Here is an 18,826-nt window from a genome sequence, read left to right as displayed (position 1 = left end):
TAATAACTAAAAGTAAATTTAAAAGTCACATTGAGGAAATTTAAACCGTTTGTGTAAATTTGTTTATCTAAGATTTTTCAATGGAACATTTTGTTGTATCGGCTAGAAAATATAGGCCTCAAACCTTTAAGGATGTTGTGGGGCAACAAGCTATTACCAATACATTATTGAATGCCATTGAAAACCACCATTTGGCCCAAGCTCTTTTATTCTGTGGTCCACGAGGAGTAGGTAAGACCAGTTGTGCTCGTATTCTAGCCAAAATGATTAACAGTGATGGGACAGAACAAGAAGGTGAAGATTTTTCATTTAATATTTTTGAGCTGGATGCTGCTTCCAATAACTCGGTAGATGATATTAGAAATCTTACCGACCAAGTACGAATACCTCCTCAAGTTGGAAAGTATAAAGTCTATATCATCGATGAGGTCCATATGTTGTCTCAAGCTGCATTTAATGCTTTTTTGAAAACTTTGGAAGAACCTCCAAAGCATTGCATCTTTATTTTAGCTACTACAGAAAAGCATAAAATTATACCTACCATCCTATCCAGATGTCAGATTTTTGACTTTAAACGAATTACTGTAAAGGATGCTAAAGAATACCTGAAGTATATTGCTGAAGAACAAGGAATAGAAGCTGAAGATGACGCTTTACATATCATTGCTCAAAAAGCAGATGGGGCCATGAGAGATGCGCTTTCTATTTTTGATCGTGTGGTTAGTTTTTCTGGAAAACGCCTAACACGTCAAGCGGTAACAGAGAATTTAAATGTCCTGGACTATGAAACTTACTTTAAAAGTACAGACCTAATCCTAGAAAACAATATACCTGAATTGTTGATTCATTTTAATCAAATTCTATCGAAAGGATTTGAAGGACAACATTTCATTACCGGATTGGCTAGTCACTTTAGGGATTTAATGGTTTGTAAAAATCAATCAACCGTTGAGCTTTTGGAAGTTGGGGACGAAACCAAGGAAAAATATCTCTTACAGGCCCAAAAGGCTTCTATGGACTTTCTCATCAAGGCCATTGATTTAGCCAACGACTGTGATCTCAAATACAAGAACAGTAAAAATCAAAGACTGCTTGTAGAATTATGTTTAATGCAACTTGCCTCCATCACTTTTGATGGAGAAAAAAAAAATAGCAAAAACTACATAATTCCAGCCAGCTATTTTAAAGCTAAGGGAATTGAACCTATCAAAGTTCAGAGACCTACTTCCGCTTCCAGTCCCAAAACAGTTCCTGCTTCATCTCCTCAAAGCCCGAAAGAAACAGAGGAAAAGGTATCTCAAAATCTTTCTACCTCGCTTGCAGATAAAGAGGAAGTGCCTAAAACACCTATACCCAAAGTCAATATAAACATCCCGAAAAAAGTAACATCAGGACTCTCTTTAAAAAGTATTAGAGCTAAAAAGGAACATAGTCTCAAACAAATTGAAGTTGAACCCAGCATGGATGACATGCCAAAGGATGATTTTACTGAGGAACAGTTACTTAAAGTTTGGAATGAATTTGTCGAAGACCTACAAAAGAAGGGGAAATTTAATTTGGCGTCCATCTTGTCTATTGATACTCCCAAATTGAAAGACCAAACCATTCATTTGGCTTATCCTAATGAAACCAATAAAGTGGAAGTAGAAAGAAGCCAATATCCCCTTATGAGCTTCATTAGAAAACGATTAAATAATTTTTCTATTAACTTAGCCATTGAGGTAAATGAGGAAATAGAAAAACAGTATGCGTTTACAACAAGGGAAAAGTTTGAAAAATTAAATGAGAAAAACCCCATGTTGGATGTATTGAGAAAAACCTTTGATTTAGATATCTAGATTATGAAATATTTGTTTCAATTAGCCATTCTCTGTCTAGCCATTCTTTTTTTTAATTGTGATGGAAGGGAGCGCATGAAAAAAGCTCCCAAAGAAGTATTACAAGAAAACAAACTACTCGACTCTTTTTCAGAAAACATTAAATACTTTCCAGAAAGTTATAACCAAGTTGAAACAGATACAACTATGGCTTCTGGATTTCGAGTTCATATTTTAAATTACACAGATATGAATTCTGCAGTTTTAAACGAATTTGAAACAGATTCCATTGTAAACAAACACTATTATAGAGATCAAATCACCCACATAGAAGTTGCTAAAAATGATGAGCTAATTTTTGAAAAAGCTTTGGATAAATTAGAACTTATAGCACTTTTTCCTGAAAACAAACCCGAAATATTAGCAAGTCAATTATCAGGATCATGGCTCAATCAAGAACATTCTACCGATCAAAAGGTCATTTTGGAATTGAATTTATGTCGACCTGAATCTGATATTTGTTTATTCTATAATTTGATTGTTGAAGAAAATGGATCCTATCAAATTATTGAAGTTGAACCAGAAGAAATTATTTAAAATGTTAGGCCTTAAACTTCCCACAGACCCTCGCTGGGTCAATATCGTAGAAAAGAATATTGAAGAGATCTTGACAGATCACGCTTACTGCGAGCAAAAAGCAACAAGTACAGCCATTTCGCTTATTGTTAGTTTTCCTGAATACACTGAATTGGTTCAAGAAATGACTGCTTTGGTCAAAGAGGAAATAAGCCATTTTAAAATGGTTCATGATAAAATCATTGATAGAGGTTGGACTCTAGGTCGCGACCGTAAAGATGATTACGTGATTGCCTTACTTAAGTTTTTCCCTAAAGGCGGCAGCAGAACCGATCAATTGGTACATAGACTGCTCTATGCCGCATTAATTGAGGCCAGAAGTTGTGAGCGCTTCAGACTTTTGTCAGAAGAATTAAAAGACAAGGAATTGGCAGAGTTTTATAGAAGACTTATGGTTAGCGAAGCAAATCATTACACCATGTTTTTAGGATTTGCTAGACAATATGGTGACCGAGAAGTAGTTGATAAAAAATGGCAGGAACTCTTAGATTATGAAGCCAATATCATGAAGGATCTTGGAAAAAAAGAAACGATTCATGGATAAGTAGAGATTTTAGTATATTTACTTTGAACCAAATTCTAATCCTATGAAATCAAGCTACTTATTCCTTCTCCTTATACCCTTTAATATGTTCTCCCAAAACTTGGTTGGAGATTGGTATCTAGATCATATAATCTTTGAAGGCGAAACTCGCTATAGTACCATACCTAATGCTATTAACACCATACAGTTCTTTGAGAATGGAACTTTTCAGGGCGAAACTTGTGATAATGGGTTCAATGGAAGTTATAATATTAGTAGTGATTATTTTATTTCCGAGTTTAGTGCTTTAGCAGGAATTTGCAATTTCACCTTGGAAACTGATTTTTTTTTTTACATCCCTTATTTTGGAATTGTCTCAGCCCCAATAACCTTGAAACTGGCACACTTTTAAGCAGCTCGTTTGATATTTCAGGCCTAGGGGAAGAAAGCATTTTATACATTATCAGAGAAGATGGTAATCAAGCCGTTTATACAAAAACACTACCTGAAACCAATGAGCTACCAGGAGTTTGGTATATTAATCAAATCACCTATAACAATGAAGTCTATACGAATTCTTATAATTCATCCTCATTCATAGAATTTACACTAGATGGTGAATCTGAATACGGAATAAATTTTATTGGTGAAGGAGTTTGTAATACGTTTGGAGGTGTTTACAGAATGACAAATAACACAAATTCTTTAGATTTAGATAGTTATTATAATAATTCGGGAGAGCTAAATTCTTGTGAAACTGCTGAACAAAATTTATTTGAGGACTATTTATTCGACATTCTTTCTTTAGATAATGATGGTATTGCTTATGAAAGTTATCAATTTCAAGTTTCAGGAGAAGGTGATTCTCAAGAATTGATTATAACTAAAACATCAGGAGACTCTACAGGAGGTAAATCTACAACACCCACTGATGTATTTAGTATTGTTTTGTCGAGGCAACCATTGTCAATTAGTGATGAAAATAAGGATGTTAGTGTTTCCTTAATTCAAAATCCAGTAAGCGATTTACTTTTTGTAAAGGGTGTTTCTTTAAATAAATTAGGTTATGAAATCTTTAATATAAATGGTCAAAAACTACTCTCATCAAATGAGCTTAAAAGTAACACAATAGAGCTACAAGCCATTTCTTCTGGCATGTATTTTATAAGGTTTTATAATAATACTGGGGTTCAAAAAGTCATAAAGTTCATAAAGAAATAAAAAACCTCCTTTAAAATATAAAGGAGGCCTAATCGTAAATATTTGTGTTGTTAGTTAAGTTAAATTTTAATTCCTACACCAAATTGAAAGCTGGCATTTTTGGCTTCCATAGGTAAATCGTCATCTAAAACATTTAAAATACCATAATGGTAGCGGGCATCAATAAAGAACATTTCTGTTACTTTAAATTCAAGACCACCTGCTGCTGAAAACGCCATATTTTTGAATCCATCTTCATACTCATGTACCTTAAGGCCGACCATAGGACCAGCACTAATTGCAAATCTGTCCGCTAAAAAGAATTTAAATAAAATAGGTGCTTGAATGTAATCAATTCTTAAATCTCTGGATTTAGCTCCTTCTGCTGAAAATTGAATTTCAGGTGCTAATGCTATAGCATCTCCTAATAGGTATTCACCAAAAAATCCAATAGCAAAACCATTTCTATGTTGATTGGAAAAGGTAGCATCTGGTTCAAAATCCATATTAGACACATTAATACCTGCTCTAACACCATACATTCCTATTTGGGAAAAGGACAAAGTCACACAAAAAATGAAACCTAAAAAAAGTAGTTGTTTCTTCATAATCATTTATTTTTCAAAGTAGTTGGGTTTATCTACACGAATATATATGAATTCCTGAAAGCGAAAATAATTAAAAAGATGAATGGTATTATTTTAACTGTGTATGGCTTGAAACCGTATCAAAATAGATACTTTTCACGATACCATCGGCCAAACCAATCTTAGGAACATAGATATCCTTAGCCCCACTCCATTTCATTGCCGATAGGTAAATTCTTGTAGCGGGAATAATCACATCGGCCCGGTCTTGATTTAAGTCCAACTCCGTTATACGCTGCTCATAGGAATACGTGTGAAGCATATTATAGAAAGATGTCAAATAGAAATAGGTCAAAGGTTTACCCATTCGCTTTCCAGACAGTTTGAATATTTTATTGATGTTCCCTCCAGAACCTACCAAATCCACCTTTTCATATTCCTTGGTGTTTTCTTTAATCCAAAGTTGAAGTTCATCCCAGGTTTCCTTGTTGACAATATCATTTAAAAGTCTAACAGTTCCCACCTTAAAAGACCTTGATGCCACATTTTTACCCAGGTGAATAACTGTGAATTCCGTACTTCCTCCTCCAACATCTACATAAAGGTAAGTTTTAGTGTCATCCAAAAAGGAATGTAAGTCTGTTGCCGCAATAATTGCCGCCTCTTCTTCCCCATCTATGATATCAATTTGAACACCTGAATTCTTAAGGACTAAATCGACCACTTCCTCGCCATTATTGGCTTCCCTCATAGCAGAAGTAGCACAGGCTTTATACTTGACCACATTATGGGACTTCATAATAAGATTAAAAGCCAACATCGTATCGGCCATCCGATTCTTGTTATACTCTGAAATCTCCTGATTAAGAAATACATCTGCTCCCAAACGAATAGGTACCCTTACCAAAGAACTCTTTCTAAATCTAGGTTCTTTATCCTTTTCTTCAATGATATTGGCAATGAGCAGCCGTACGGCATTTGATCCGATATCAATAGCTGCATATTTTTTGATCGATAACATACTAACCGTTTAATTTGTTATAGTAGTATTCATAAGTTGCAAACTGGGCCCTTACTTTTGGCAGACTATTTCTCTTGTATTCATTTTTCTGCTCAATATTAAGTAACCTGGCCTTCACATTATCGCTCCAACAGATATCAAAAGTTTCAATCAATTCTTTCTTAATTGATTCATCATAAATAGGACAGGTAACTTCTACCCTATTTTCAATATTTCTAGTCATCCAATCTGCAGAGGAAATATACACTTTCGGTTCATTATTATTGCAAAACATATACAATCTGGAGTGCTCCAAAAATTTGTCTACAATACTAATAACTTCAATATTTTCACTCATTCCTTCAATTCCAGGAATCAAACAACAAATGCCTCTTACTATCATTTGTATTTTTACTCCAGCCCTACTTGCGTCATAAAGTTTATCAACCATTTTATAGCTTGACAAACTGTTGATTTTGACTCGTATGTATGCTGGTTTCCCTTCTTTTACATTATTAATTTCATTATCAATGAGTTTGTAAAATGCTTTCTCGGTGTAATGTGGTGAGGTTATAATATGCTTATATCTGTAGATTTTATAATTGATTTCAAAAAAGTTAAACACTTTATTAATATCCTTTAAAACCTTTTGATTGGCAGTAAACAAAGTAAAATCTGTGTAAATCTTAGCCGTAGATTCATTAAAGTTTCCTGTACTTATAAAACCGTAACGCACCAATTTTTCATTTTCTTCGCGCTCTATGACACACATTTTACTGTGAACTTTCAATCCTTGAACACCAAAAATGAGATTCACACCTTCATTTTCCATTTGTTCGGCATAATCAATGTTGTTCTGTTCATCAAAACGGGCTTGAATTTCAATAGAAACAGTCACCTTCTTTCCATTTTTAGCAGCATTGATTAAAGAACTGGCTACGTGAGATATTTGGGCTAATCTATATATAGTGATTTTAATAGTCTTTACAGTTGGATCTAAAGCAGCTTCCCGTAAAAATTTCACCACATAAGAAAAGGTATGATAAGGAGTGTAAACCAAATAATCTTTTTGAGCGATACTTTTAAAAATACTTTCCTCCAAGCTTAATTTTTTTACTCTTAAAGGTTCAATTTTATTGTATAAAAGATCATTTCTTCCCAGACTAGGAAATCCCATGTAATCCCTCCTATTATGATATCGTCCACCAGGAATAATACTATCGTGATTATCAATACCCATTTTATTCAATAAAAACTGCAGTGTATCCTTTTCTATGGTCTTGTCATAAACAAATCTTACAGGGTCCCCAATGGAGCGATGTTTAACACTATCGGAAATTTTCTCAATGAAGCTTTTACTCAAATCACTATCCAAATCCAACTCTCCATCCCTTGTGATTTTAATCATATGAGCTGTTATTTCCTCATAACTAAAAATATTGAATATATCATCTAGGAAAAATCGCAATAAGTCATCGACCATGATAATGAAATTTTTTCCTTCCTTCTTGGGAAGGACCACAAAACGATCCATTTGTTTTGAAATTTCAATAAGACCAAATCGATTACTTTTATCTTTATAGGTCATTTTAACTGCTAAATAAGCAGCACTATCCTTTAAATTTGGTAAGCCCACGTCCTCACTTAAAATAATGGTTACAAGTGCCGGACTTACTTTTTCTAAAAAATAGTTTCTTAAAAACTCTATTTGATCTGGAAGAATTTGAGTTTCATTAATCAGAAAAATATTTTCCTTTTCCAGGTCTAATCTTATTTTACTTAAAATTTCAAGACTTTCACTCTGCTGATCTATAACTACTTGAGTTATTTCTTCTAATAGTTGGGTAGCTCTGATTCCTCCCAACTCACTTTTTCCAGTCTTTCCAGCTTCCACGATACGCTTAACCGTTGCATATCTAACTTTAAAAAATTCATCCAAATTATTGGAGAATATTCCTAAAAAACGAAGGCGTTCTATTAATGGAACAGATTCATCATTTGCTTCTTGAAGGACTCTGGCATTAAACTGCAGCCAACTTATTTCTCGATTTATGTATTGGTTTTGTTTTTCGTTCTTAGTCATGAAGTTTTCCTTGTCCTACAAATATATTTTATTAAGATTAAATGGCATCACCGCAATTAAAGATTTAAAAATTTATTAAATAATAGTCAATTAAACCATAATCTATTACACTTCAACGAAACTAATTCCTGTTATCAACTAAAAATCAATACATTATATACCTCTTTAAGAATAAGTAGTCATGAATAAAGAACTTTATATCTATAAATCTCTAGGAAATAGCTTGCCTAATATTCCCTCAGTAACCGGAATTGTAAACCGAGGTTTTAAAAAAATGTATTTTAGAACTAGCAGAAGAAAAAAAGAAAAATATCTTCAAAAAGTGAATGGTTTTAAAATGCTGCTAGAACCTTACGAGAATGTTGATGGTGCTTTGTTTTTTTACCCTCAATTATATGAAAGGAAAGAATTCAATTTCCTAAAAGAAATACTTCAAAATGGAGACTGCTTTATTGATATAGGTGCCAATATTGGAGCTTACTCCTTGATAGCCTCCAATTTAATTGGTGATGAAGGTAAGGTCGTTGCCATTGAAGCAGAACCTTACAATTTCAAAAAACTGAAGAAAAACATTTCATTAAATGAAATAAACAATATTGATGCTATTAATTTAGGCGTTAGCGATAAAAGTGAAACATTATCATTAAGTATTAATACTACAGGTAATAGATCTGGTTGCTCATTTGCTTATGAAGGAGAAAATACCGTTAAAATAAAATGTAAGAGTTTGATAGATATTCTTGATCAATCAAAAATCACCAAAATTTCATGCATGAAAATAGACATCGAAGGCTTTGAGTATAAAGTTATAAAGCACTTTTATGATTCCGCTGATAGAAATCTATTTCCAAAATACGTGATTATGGAGCATCTTCATTCTTCAGACAATTTAAGTCCTATAGAATTGCTTTTAAAAAATGATTATGAAATAATCGATAAAAATTACTACAATCTTTTTTTACGACTAAAACAAAATAAGAATTGATATTATGTAATATTAAACCTACTTATATATATTTTTATGCATTTTATCGGATTATTTTGTTGTTTCTTCGAATTATTTATTTAGATTTGCTTCATAAGTATGAATCTGAAATTAAGGATATGAAAACAAAACTGACCCTAATCTGCGTTTTATTAATCTTAACTACGACCGTTGGATTTGCCCAAAAGGACAAAGATCAAACGATTATCAATCAAAATGTTTCCATTGCGAAATATCATGATAAAGAAGAATTGCAACAATTTAATAAAGGAAAATTGTTGGAACTGTACATTGAACGTATAGAAGTCATTGTAAAAGTATTACCTAATATTGCTTTTACAAATAAGCCAGGAGTAACTATTGAGGCTTTGGGAATCCCAAATACCAAAGATCATAGAAAAGCACTTGAAGACAATATCAAAGCGGCCAATGATTATTTTGAAAACACGATTGAATTTCAAACTAAAATTTTGCCATATTCAGATAAGAGCAATTTAATTGCTGCGATTTTGTATTATGAGCAAACATTAAAATCATTACATACCTATAATGAATTTAACAGATTTTAGAATAATATAATTACATCAATAGATATCTAAAAAATCCCTAATTCTAGGGATTTTTTAGTTTACCATTAATAAGCTTTTTGCAGTACGAATAAAAAAATCAAATTTCTATCCAGTAATTTCTCTTCCTTAATCGAATATTTTAGAAGTACTTTTCTTACATTTAATTATTTTTATTACATTTCATCGATTTTTTTTTGCATTTCAAGGATTAAATTAATAAGTTTGACTTGTTTTTAACGTGCCCTATTAATCTATAAATTATGCAACTATGAAAAACTTTACTTTAGTGTTATGCATATTCCTCACAACACTTCCTAAAGTATTTGCACAACAGGAGAAAGGAATAACCGGATTTAACAACTGGTTAAATTCATGGACAGAGTTCCAACCGAGCAACGTTTCCTACAGGGAACCAAACCAAATTTTAAGTGGTAATATTTCAGAAGACACAAAACTTCTTAAAAAAAACACCTATTTGTTATTAGGTAGTGTATTTGTAACTGACAGCACTACCCTGACAATTGAACCAGGTACAGTTATTTTAGGAGACTTTAAAACCAACGGATCTTTAATAATCAGCAATGGTTCAAAGATTGTTGCCGAAGGATCAGAAACTGACCCCATTATTTTCACTTCCAATCGCAGCGTTAAAAAGCAAGGTGATTGGGGAGGTATCTTCTTATTAGGTGATGCTTCAATCAATCAATTTGGAAATGTAGCAGCCATTGAATACGGCTTAAAACCTACTGACTATAAGAATATAGCCTACGGTGGAGGAAATCAAGAAAGTAATTCTGGAATTCTTCGATACGTTAGAATTGAATTTGCTGGTAAAAGAACAGTAGATTATGGTTACTACAATGCTTTAACATTGGCAGGTGTAGGTAACCAAACAGTGATTGAAAATGTCATGGTCAGTAATTCAAATGGTAATGCATTTAGTATTATTGGTGGAGATTTAAAACTTACCAAACTTGTTTCTTATAAATCAAGTGGAACTGATTATGTGTTCAATAATGGTACACAGTGCAAGATTTCTAACTCTTTGGCTATAAGAGATCCTTTTGTCTCTGGTGCTAATAGACCTAAATGTCTTCATGTTGCATCTTATGATGATGAAACCAAAGTTAACTTCTCAAAGCCTGGAACTTTGGTAGAAGGTGACAATTTAAGTTTGATCAATATAAGTAATGACTTGGATTCTCATGTCAAAATGGGACTTGTGAAAGAAGGTATTTATATTGAACCTAATGCCTCTTTATCTTTGAACCAATCTGTGATTTCTGGATTTAATCCTGCTGTGATACTTGATAGTAAAATTAAGATCAACGGTGAGAATTTAGCAAACATCCAATTCAGAAAAATGTATTTCAACAATTGTAATGGTAATATTTTCACTAAAGGAAATCCAAATAATGATGACCTAGAAGATTGGTATGGAAATAGCAGTTTCTTCAATGTATATTCAAAAGGTGACGATAACGAAACCTTTATTGATGCCAAAAATCCAAGGCTTCCAGATTTTAGACTGAAGATCAATAAAATTTTAGCCTCTAAATATGAAGATGATTAGACTTTAGGAATTCATTCCTTATAAGTAAGAGTCACCTATTTTGTCATATTTAGCAAATTGAAACAATTATTTAAGCCTAAAGGGATTTGGGATATGATACAAATCCCTTGGGTTTTAAGCCTCAAAACCTTAACCAACAACTAACCTAAGCGTCATGCTAAAAATTACCAAACTAACCACTATCCTTGTAGCTTTTGGTATGCTGTCTTTTCTTTCTTTAGAGAAGGCAAACGCCCAAATTGTTATTGGTTCCCCAAACTTAGGTTTCAGTCAGGCTTGCGCAAGTGCTTCTTTTAATACTTATAACACGACTTTTGTTTTCTCACCTGAAAACGGATTAGGAGCCAGCAACCAATTCATCATTGAATTATCTGATTCGGAAGGTAGTTTCTCAGACCCAACAGTGGTCTATACTTCAAATGCAGGTGAAATTACGACATCGCCCGCTACTTTAAGTTTTTCTTTACCAACTACTACGTCTGGTGAAAATTATAGAATTAGAATCAAAAGCACTGCTCCAGCAGCAACCAGCTCTGGTTCTAGTTATTTTGCAGCTTATTACAAATTACAGGATAGCCCTTTTACCATCAATAATCTGGTTTCTACCGGTGCATACTGTTCTGGTGGAAGTTACCTATTAACTATTGATAATCCGGGCACTGGGTTAAACGATTCTCCTTTAAATTATCCTTCTTTAACTTTTAATTGGTATAGAGAAACAAGTCCTACAACTTCTGTCTTTGTTGCCGAAGGGAACACTTTGGAAGTATCCCAAGAAGGAACCTATTTTGTCGAAACCAACTATGGAACTTGTACTTCCAATTCCTATTCAAATAGGGTAACTATTAGTGCAGTGGAATCTGGTGAGGCTAGTGCTACTATTGTCTCCAGTTTAGGAAACCCATTTTGTCCAGATCAAGGACCAACCACTCTAAGCACCATTAATGGTGAGAGTTACCAATGGTATAAAGACGGCTCCATAATTTCTGGAGCTACAGGTCAAATGTTTACTACTGAAGAATCTGGAATTTATTCAGTGCAAGTAGACCTAGGAAGTTGTCAAGCTTCTGGTTCTATCAATTTGGAAAGTGAATTATTTTCTGCTTCCATTAATATTCCAGAAGAAAATACAATGGAACCAGGTGAATCAATTAATGTTTGGGTAGATGCTACAGCCTCAAACCCTACCTATACCTGGTACTACAATAACAATATTATCTCAGGGGAAACTACTGATTCCTTTGAAGCAACAGAATTTGGAAATTATAAGGTAGTTATTACCGAAAATACGGGTTGTACGGGAAGTATCGAGTTTTTGTTCACGATTTCTGAACCCATCGCCCCCTTTCCAGAAGTAGAAAATATACCGAACATAGTGAGTCCTAACGGAGATGGCATTAACGATACATGGACCATTCCTCAAGCCTTTGTCATGGGCACCAATACGGAGGTCACTATTTTAGACAACCAAGGTAAAGTTGTCCTTAAAACAAATGATTATCAAAACAATTGGCCAGATACTAATTATGATTTAGGCAGTGTCAATCAAGTTTTTTATTACATAATTAAATCACAAAACAACGGAACAAAAAAGGGATCTATTACCCTTATTAAATGATATGAAAACGCATTGGGTAGTCATAATGTTATTGATACTAAGTACTCTTTCAACTTTTGCACAAGAAGATGATGGGGTGGTGTCACTTGCATTTCCAGTGCGAAATTCTTTAACCTTTAATCAATACACGGTAAACCCTACTTTTAGTTTTGTAAGACAACAATACAAATACATTAGCTTTTATAACAAACGTCAATGGGTATCTTTTGAGGATGCTCCTCTCACCTATCTTGGTAGCTATTCCGGTAGATTCAGAGAAAATATTGGACTTGGAGTTGGCGTGTTTCAACAAAATTATGGAGTGCTAACAACTTTTGGAGGCGTTCTAAACTTTGCATACAATGCTAGAATGAGTGCAGACAACAATTTAACATTTGGTTTAAATGTTGGTGCCTACCAAAGTGGACTTAACAGCGGAAAAGTGGTTAGTAACTTTCAAGACCCTTCTTTAGATAATATTCCTTCAAACTTTTTAGTAAGTGTTACGCCAGGGATTAATTATGGTACTGCCTTTTTAGATTTTGGAGTCGCTCTAAACAACCTTGTTCTTTATAATGTGAATACATCTGAAATGATTAAAAACAATCCAGATCAAAGTATTTTAGCACATATAATGTACACAGGTTATATGGATACCAGAGGATTTTTTGACCAAACAAAATTCTCGGGAATTATTAAATCAGAATTTAGAGAAGATCAAACCATTCTATCGGGAACTGCCATGTTAACAGTTCCAGCTGGTATATGGGGACAAATAGGTTACAATACATTATATGGTGTTCACGCAGGTTTAGGTTTAAACATAACTAATAATATCCTAATAGAATATAACTACGAAAAATCAATGGGAGATTATTCCGAATTTGGTTCCTCCCATGCCATCACCTTAGCTTATAAATTTGAAAATAAGGAACGCTACGATTACAGTCGTGAAGACCGTGTAAGCGCACTTATCTCTACCGATAAGAAAAGAAAACCAGCTACCAAATCTAATAAACCTAGAAAAAAACCAACAACAGCAGTTGCTACTACGGGTGCTGAAGCCAAAGCTAAAGCCGATGAAGAAGCCAAGTTAGCTGCAGAGGCACTAGCAAAAGCTGAAGCCGAAGAACAAGCCAGATTAGCTGCAGAAGCTCAAGCCCAAGCTGAAGCCGAAGAACAAGCCAGATTGGCTGCAGAAGCCCAAGCTCAAGCTGAAGCTGAAGAACAAGCGAGATTAGCTGCGGAAGCTCAAGCCAAAGCTGAAGCCGAAGAACAAGCCAGATTGGCTGCAGAAGCTCAAGCCCAAGCTGAAGCTGAAGAACAAGCCAGATTGGCTGCAGAAGCCCAAGCTCAAGCTGAAGCCGAAGAACAAGCCAGATTAGCGGCAGAAGCCCAAGCTCAAGCTGAAGCTGAAGAACAAGCGAGATTAGCTGCAGAAGCCCTAGCTCAAGCTGAAGCTGAAGAACAAGCGAGATTAGCTGCAGAGGCTCAAGCCCAAGCTGAAGCTGAAGAACAAGCCAGATTAGCTGCAGAGGCTCAAGCCCAAGCTGAAGCTGAAGAACAAGCCAGATTAGCTGCAGAAGCCCTAGCTCAAGCTGAAGCTGAAGAACAAGCCAGATTAGCTGCAGAAGCTCAAAATGAGAAGGAATTAACTCCTCCAGCTATTAATAATCAGATAGGTGATGCCATGGAAGCAGCAAGGAAAAACACAGAAGCTTCTAAGAAAGAACAGGACGAATTATTGAATAAACTACGTGAGGCTGTAGCCGTTAAAGATCAAGATCTTAAAGACTTAAAACGTGAGAATGATTTAAGTGAGCAAGGAATTTATCAAGATCCTAAACCATTTAAGAGTGCTACTGAGGAAAACAGAAAAATTGAAGGAATTAAAGCTGATTTGAACAGACAAATAACAGCCAGAAATGAGGAAATTAGAAGATTAGAAACCTTATACGATCAAATTCAAGAAACGGATACAATTCAACTTGATGAAATGGTTTTATTTTATAAAAAAGAAATCAAAAAATTAAAATCTGAGCAAATGGTTGCTGTACAAGCCAAAGCAGATCTAGAATCCCAACTAGAAACTATTAAAATTGCTACAGACTATGAGAAAAAACGACGAATTAAAAGAGCTGTTTATAACAATGATGAAGACAGATACCAACAAGACAGAACAGCCTTAAAGAGAATAAGAGAAAATACAGCAATGAGTGATTCTGAGTTAAAACCTGAAGATTTGGATTTTGGTGAGGAAAGAAGCTCAAACATTCAAATACTCAAAAATATTAAAGGAGTTGATAATGGATACTACGCTATTCTAGCAGTTCATGACGATGTAGCAAAACGTGATGAGTTCCTAAGAAAAGTGGTAGCCTACGGAAGAGATGATATTGATTTCTTCTTTGATGTCAACACTAATAAATATTATATCTATTATCAAAAGTTTGATGATATTCAATCTGCAAATAAAGCAGTAAGTTCAAAAGGTAGCCAACCCTATAATAATAAAATATCGCTAGTGAAAATAGAAAATTAATGTAACCCCCATTTCTCACTTTTCAACGCCCCTTGAAAAGTAAGAAACAAACAACGTTAACCATGAAAAAGCCTACTTATTACAAACAGGTGCTATTCCCTCTCTTTGTGCTTTTCCTTTTCGCGAAAGGAATGGCCCAAACATATGAGCCTTTTACAATAAGGGAACAAATTGAAACTAAAGGTAGCATGCTGGTTATTGGAAATAACATTTTGGGTGTTGATAACCAACCCGGAAATGACAATTCCATAGATAACCAAGATGTCGATATGCAATACATAGATATCGATTCAGATGCTTCAACCTTCAGTTCCAGTAGTGCAGATATCGTTTTACCCGTACATGAAGATGGCTCAGCTACAGAATGTTACTCGGTTGCTTACGCTGGTTTATACTGGGGAGCTATGCTCCAAGCTGGAGATAGATCAAATATTCATACAGTTAAATTTAAAACACCGGGAAGCTCTACATATACAGACATAACAGGAGAACTCATCTATGATGCGATAGTGGAACCTATTATTTCTGAAGATGATGAACCAGGAAACACACCCTATGCTTGCTATGCTGATGTAACAGATCTATTAAATTCGTTGACAGACATTGAAGGATCTTATACAGTTGCCAATGTAATTTCAAGTGAAGGATTTAATAATTCTACAGGATTATCGGCTGGTTGGACTTTGTTTGTAATTTATGAAGATCAAGCTTTACATATGAAATCCTTCACCACTTTTGATGGATTTAGCCATATTTATGACGACCACTATGAAGAAATTCCTGTGTCAGGTTTTACAACACCTCCTGCGGGACATATCGATTTACAATTTGCCTATGCCGTTTTAGATGGCGACAAAACAAAAAGAGCTACAAAACTGGAAATCAACAACAAAGAGGTTACAACTCCTTTAAGACCAGCTAATAAGTTTTTTGGAGCGGTAATTGAAAATGATAATGGTGTAGTTCTTCCTCGAAATCCTTCAGGGACCAATACCTTAGGTTACGATACAGGATATTTAACTGTCTTGAACTCTGAACCAGAATACATTAACCATAGTGATACATCTGCTTCTTTTACTTTACAAGTTGCACAAGGACAAGCCGATCCATTATTTTCATTTTTTAGTGCCTTTGCTGTAGATATTATTTCACCAGAAATCACTTTGATTAAAACAGTCGAAGATGAATTTGGAACTGAAATCAACGGAGATAATGTGATTCTAGGTCAAAATTTATTTTACGAAATAACATACCAAAATACGGGTAATGAAGATGTAACAAACTTTACTATTACAGATGTATTACCTGATAACATCATTTTTGATCCAGCTACAGATCTAGATTTAAGTAATGCAGGGGGTGCAACACTTCAATCTTATGATCCTGCAACAAATACCATTGTTTTCTCCATCCCAGATGAATCGGTAGAATTCGGTGACCCAGTATTTGTTATTCGTATTGCGGTTCAAGTAGTGCCTAATTGTTATGATTTAAGTCAGGCCTGCTCCAATGAGATTTCCAATCAAGCATTTGGAGATTATACGGGTGCTATAAGTGGTATTTCGGTAAGTGATGAAGGAAGTTATACTGAAGAAGAATGTTTTGGCGTTCCTCAGCCAACCAACTTTTTAGTGGATATTTCAAACTGTAACTTCGAAAGACAAGAAGTCCTTTGTGGGGACAGTGTCAATCTAGTTGCTGCTGATGGTTATGACACCTATTCTTGGTCTACAAGTCCTTCTGGCTCCCCAGTTATTGGTACGGGTCAAACATATACAGCCACTGAAACAGGAACTTATTATGTAACCAATACAACTGATGCTACTTGTTTATCAATTGAAGAAGTGATAACAGTGGTATTATACGGTGAAACCCAAACAAATCCCGTTATTCCTTATGCAGACGAAGTAGTCACCTGTCCAAACGATGGAAAACTTTTGCCAAATATTTTCTTATGTGGTGCCAATGATACCAGAGAAATTTTAACTGGAATTAGTGATGCCGCCTCAATTATTTGGGAACAGTTAGATGAGTCTAGTTGTGCTGCTGTAGAAAATGAAGATTGCGCCAATGAAAATGACGCTTGTACCTGGAACCAAGTAGGAACAGGACCAAACTATACAGCAAATACGGCTGGTCAATTTAGACTTATTATTAACTATCCTGGAGGTTGTTATAGTATCTTCTACTTTAATGTTTACCAAAACTTATTAAATCCAACAGCTGTTGCTCAAGATATAATATGTGAAACTCCAGGGTCCATTACTGTTAATGGTGTTCCAAGTGGATATGAATACAGTATTGATGGTGTAAACTATCAATCAAGTAATATTTTCACCGTGACATCACCAGGTTATTATACAATCTACATTCAACAGGTAGGTGTGGAAACAAACCCTTGTATTTTTGAAACACCAAGTGTTCACATTCAAGAAAGAGATTTTAATGTCACTTCCCAAATAACGCAACCAGATTGTTATGGAGATTTTGGAAGTATTCATTTAGCAGTTAATAATGCCCTTCCTCAATATTATTTCAATGTTTATCAAGGAAGTACATTAATAGATAACGTTGGACCAACCAATAATAGTGATTATAATTTCACATCGTTAAATGCTGGTACATATACGGTAACAGCAAGTACTGATGATGGCTGTGAATATTCAGAAGAAATTGAAATTATTCAACCGCCATTATTAACAGTAACTGCTGCATTGACAAGCCCCTTAACCTGTGACGACGGGGAAATCACTATTTACCCTGAAGGAGGAACGCCTCCATATTATTATTATGTAAATAGTACAACAGATTTTCAAACCTATCCAGAAATTACGGTAACGAGCCCCGGAACCTATAACATTTTGGTTATCGACTCTAACAATTGTGAGGCAGAAACATCTATCGTGGTTGATGCTATTGAAGCTCCAGAATTCACAATCAATTCTACAGATATTGCTTGTGCTGGTAATGATACGGGTAGTATTACCATAGAAGTAACCAATGCTAATGGCAATACACTTCAATATAGCATCGATGGAGGCAACACATTCTTTGATGCACCTGTATTCAATAACCTTCCTGAAGGAAATTATGAAGTTGTAGTTCAATATTCCATAGAAGATTCTGTGTGTCTTACAGAGCCTCAAACTGTTATTATCTCAGCTAGTGAACCACTTACAGGTAGTTTAGAACTCACCTCCCCTTACACATGTAACGGGAGTGGGACCATTTCAGTTACCGGTGTAACGGGTGGTACGCCTCCCTATTCATACAGTATCGACGGGACCAACTTCCAGTCCGGCAATACCTTTACGGGCCTTACAGCCGGAACCTACACCATCACCGTACAGGATGCCAGTGGATGTTCCCTGGCAGTGGGAAGCATCACCATCGATGCCCTGGACCCTCCTACCGATATGGAGTTTGATATGACGGCCATTACCTGTCCTGCAAATTCATCCGATGTGACCATTACAAGTGTCACCGGGGGAAGCGGCGAGCTACAGTACCAGATCATAGCTCCTGCTTCGGCAGCTACCCCATACCAGACATCCAATACGTTCCCAGACCTGGCTCCGGGAACCTATACCTTCCAGGTGATGGATGCCAATGAGTGTACATACAGCGAGACCATGACCATCGATCCGCTACCGACCATTTCCTTGAGCACCGTGCTTACCAAGGACCTGGACTGTACGGCCAACCCAGATGCCA

The 18,826-nt window shown here is 35.1% G+C and carries 13 protein-coding genes and 1 pseudogene; 11 read left to right on the top strand and 3 right to left on the bottom strand.

From position 1 onward, the window contains the following. The first annotated feature begins 80 nt into the window (after window positions 1-80). The 5 genes from ZA07_RS00135 (at window position 81) to ZA07_RS00115 (ending at window position 4,197) form a co-directional block, all read left to right on the top strand. Window positions 81-1,838: a DNA polymerase III subunit gamma/tau gene (locus tag ZA07_RS00135; protein ID WP_053969705.1), complete on the top strand. Its 1,758-nt coding sequence runs from the start codon at window positions 81-83 to the stop codon at window positions 1,836-1,838. Between the two features lie 3 nt (window positions 1,839-1,841). Next, on the top strand, window positions 1,842-2,414 hold the full coding sequence (locus ZA07_RS00130; RefSeq protein ID WP_053969704.1) for a DUF4738 domain-containing protein: 573 nt from the start codon (window positions 1,842-1,844) through the stop codon (window positions 2,412-2,414). Between the two features lies 1 nt (window position 2,415). Continuing rightward, entirely contained in the window at window positions 2,416-2,997 is a 582-nt protein-coding gene (locus ZA07_RS00125) for a tRNA-(ms[2]io[6]A)-hydroxylase (protein ID WP_053969754.1), read from the top strand. A gap of 43 nt (window positions 2,998-3,040) precedes the next feature. Then, window positions 3,041-3,388 carry a hypothetical protein gene (locus ZA07_RS00120; protein ID WP_157491997.1) on the top strand — a complete coding sequence of 116 codons (348 nt, stop codon included), beginning with the start codon at window positions 3,041-3,043 and terminating at the stop codon, window positions 3,386-3,388. Between the two features lie 272 nt (window positions 3,389-3,660). Beyond that, the gene (locus tag ZA07_RS00115; RefSeq protein ID WP_053969702.1) at window positions 3,661-4,197 is read left to right on the top strand and encodes a T9SS type A sorting domain-containing protein; all 537 of its coding nucleotides are present in this window, start codon (window positions 3,661-3,663) and stop codon (window positions 4,195-4,197) included. A 59-nt stretch (window positions 4,198-4,256) separates the two neighbouring features. On the opposite strand, the gene ZA07_RS00110 is transcribed toward ZA07_RS00115, so the two are convergent. The 3 genes from ZA07_RS00110 to ppk1 all read right to left on the bottom strand — a co-directional run bounded on the left by ZA07_RS00110 (window position 4,257) and on the right by ppk1 (window position 7,846). Further along, complete coding sequence (locus ZA07_RS00110) at window positions 4,257-4,784, bottom strand: porin family protein (protein WP_053969701.1); 528 nt, start codon at window positions 4,782-4,784, stop codon at window positions 4,257-4,259. An 88-nt stretch (window positions 4,785-4,872) separates the two neighbouring features. After that, window positions 4,873-5,784, bottom strand: coding sequence for a Ppx/GppA phosphatase family protein (locus tag ZA07_RS00105; protein ID WP_053969700.1), 912 nt, complete (start codon window positions 5,782-5,784; stop codon window positions 4,873-4,875). 1 nt (window position 5,785) lies between these two features. Then, on the bottom strand, window positions 5,786-7,846 hold the full coding sequence (ppk1, locus tag ZA07_RS00100; RefSeq protein ID WP_053969699.1) for a polyphosphate kinase 1: 2,061 nt from the start codon (window positions 7,844-7,846) through the stop codon (window positions 5,786-5,788). 181 nt (window positions 7,847-8,027) lie between these two features. Here ppk1 and ZA07_RS00095 point away from each other — a divergent pair, with 181 nt between their 5' ends. From ZA07_RS00095 to ZA07_RS00070, 6 genes and pseudogenes are all read left to right on the top strand, one after another. Further along, the gene (locus ZA07_RS00095) at window positions 8,028-8,831 is read left to right on the top strand and encodes an FkbM family methyltransferase (RefSeq protein ID WP_053969698.1); all 804 of its coding nucleotides are present in this window, start codon (window positions 8,028-8,030) and stop codon (window positions 8,829-8,831) included. Window positions 8,832-8,950: 119 nt separating this feature from the next. Then, window positions 8,951-9,400: a hypothetical protein gene (locus tag ZA07_RS00090; RefSeq protein ID WP_053969753.1), complete on the top strand. Its 450-nt coding sequence runs from the start codon at window positions 8,951-8,953 to the stop codon at window positions 9,398-9,400. A 268-nt stretch (window positions 9,401-9,668) separates the two neighbouring features. Beyond that, complete coding sequence (locus ZA07_RS00085; RefSeq protein ID WP_053969697.1) at window positions 9,669-10,973, top strand: hypothetical protein; 1,305 nt, start codon at window positions 9,669-9,671, stop codon at window positions 10,971-10,973. Between the two features lie 154 nt (window positions 10,974-11,127). Then, window positions 11,128-12,591, top strand: coding sequence for a gliding motility-associated C-terminal domain-containing protein (locus ZA07_RS00080; protein WP_082316472.1), 1,464 nt, complete (start codon window positions 11,128-11,130; stop codon window positions 12,589-12,591). A gap of 1 nt (window position 12,592) precedes the next feature. Then, window positions 12,593-15,112: a PorP/SprF family type IX secretion system membrane protein gene (locus ZA07_RS00075; RefSeq protein WP_053969696.1), complete on the top strand. Its 2,520-nt coding sequence runs from the start codon at window positions 12,593-12,595 to the stop codon at window positions 15,110-15,112. 62 nt (window positions 15,113-15,174) lie between these two features. Beyond that, window positions 15,175-18,826 (top strand): annotated as a pseudogene (locus ZA07_RS00070) (chromophore lyase); the annotation flags it as partial.

The sequence above is a fragment of the Mangrovimonas sp. ST2L15 genome, assembly GCF_001280515.1.
Taxonomy (GTDB): domain Bacteria; phylum Bacteroidota; class Bacteroidia; order Flavobacteriales; family Flavobacteriaceae; genus Mangrovimonas; species Mangrovimonas futianensis.
Note: the sequence above shows the minus strand (reverse complement) of the source record. Positions and strands in the feature narration are given on the sequence as shown.

Coding starts and splice junctions, on each gene's coding strand:
- ZA07_RS00115 (WP_053969702.1), top strand. CDS start 3,661: ATGACAAATAACACAAATTCTTTAGATTTAGATAGTTATTATAATAAT.
- ZA07_RS00105 (WP_053969700.1), bottom strand. CDS start 5,784: ATGTTATCGATCAAAAAATATGCAGCTATTGATATCGGATCAAATGCC.
- ZA07_RS00130 (WP_053969704.1), top strand. CDS start 1,842: ATGAAATATTTGTTTCAATTAGCCATTCTCTGTCTAGCCATTCTTTTT.
- ZA07_RS00110 (WP_053969701.1), bottom strand. CDS start 4,784: ATGAAGAAACAACTACTTTTTTTAGGTTTCATTTTTTGTGTGACTTTG.
- ZA07_RS00085 (WP_053969697.1), top strand. CDS start 9,669: ATGAAAAACTTTACTTTAGTGTTATGCATATTCCTCACAACACTTCCT.
- ZA07_RS00135 (WP_053969705.1), top strand. CDS start 81: ATGGAACATTTTGTTGTATCGGCTAGAAAATATAGGCCTCAAACCTTT.
- ZA07_RS00075 (WP_053969696.1), top strand. CDS start 12,593: ATGAAAACGCATTGGGTAGTCATAATGTTATTGATACTAAGTACTCTT.
- ZA07_RS00095 (WP_053969698.1), top strand. CDS start 8,028: ATGAATAAAGAACTTTATATCTATAAATCTCTAGGAAATAGCTTGCCT.
- ZA07_RS00090 (WP_053969753.1), top strand. CDS start 8,951: ATGAAAACAAAACTGACCCTAATCTGCGTTTTATTAATCTTAACTACG.
- ZA07_RS00120 (WP_157491997.1), top strand. CDS start 3,041: ATGAAATCAAGCTACTTATTCCTTCTCCTTATACCCTTTAATATGTTC.
- ppk1 (WP_053969699.1), bottom strand. CDS start 7,846: ATGACTAAGAACGAAAAACAAAACCAATACATAAATCGAGAAATAAGT.
- ZA07_RS00125 (WP_053969754.1), top strand. CDS start 2,416: ATGTTAGGCCTTAAACTTCCCACAGACCCTCGCTGGGTCAATATCGTA.
- ZA07_RS00080 (WP_082316472.1), top strand. CDS start 11,128: ATGCTAAAAATTACCAAACTAACCACTATCCTTGTAGCTTTTGGTATG.